At 45.7% G+C, this 768-nt stretch carries 1 protein-coding gene; it reads left to right on the top strand.

The window, feature by feature from the left end; genetic code table 11:
- Positions 1-152 precede the first annotated feature (152 nt).
- A partial coding sequence (locus H8K52_RS20615) for a type VI secretion system contractile sheath small subunit (RefSeq protein ID WP_186924791.1) occupies positions 153-768 on the top strand: 616 nt, incomplete at its 3' end.

The raw sequence follows: 768 nt of genomic DNA, 5'->3' as shown, positions 1-768 counted from the left end.
TCAGAAGAGATGTCTTTTGCCCACCAATTTTATGTTTTGGCAGGACAAATCCGTGCAGTGTGAGAACGAATATAAATCCTGCCAAAATTTCGACTTGCAGTTTTTAACGCGACAGAACCCATTCTCCACCCACCTCCCTAAATTATAAAATCATGTTTGACTCACCACTTAAATTTGCACAGCAAGCAAATGCCGACACTAGCGCCACTACCGTTCAAATCTCCTACGACTTGTGTACGGAAGGTGTTATAGAGAAGCGAGAGCTTCCATTTGTCGTCGGCATATTTGCCGATCTTTCTGGTGATCGAATAGGAGATAATGCGCCTCCTTCAAGTTTTAATCTGCGCACGATGGTGGAGATAGATTTTAACAATTTCAACAGCGTCATGGCGATGGCACAAGCCATGGTAAATCTTGGCGCAATCAAACGTACTATGCCCAAAGAGCAGATAGGCGATAAGGACACCCTAGACGGCAACCTTCTGTTCACTTCGTTAGATGATTTTTCACCCATGGCAATAGTGAAGGCCGTGCCATTACTGAGCCACTGGTATGCGCAACGTGGACAAGGAAATTCATCGACTGCTGACATAGATTTACTGCTCACCACACAATTACAGGAAATAATGCATTCCCCCAGCTTTCAGGCACTGGAAGCGACCTGGCGGAGTATGCATGGCCTTGTTGCCGCGGTCGACACCAACGCGATGCTCAAGATCAAAGTCTTCAATGCGACTAAAGATGAGTTATGGAGCGATATGGAAAAAG

This window comes from Affinundibacterium seohonense, assembly GCF_014284305.1.
Lineage (GTDB): Bacteria > Pseudomonadota > Gammaproteobacteria > Burkholderiales > Burkholderiaceae_D > Undibacterium > Undibacterium seohonense.
The sequence above is the reverse complement of the archived record's forward strand: the minus strand, read 5'-3'. Positions and strand labels throughout refer to the sequence as shown.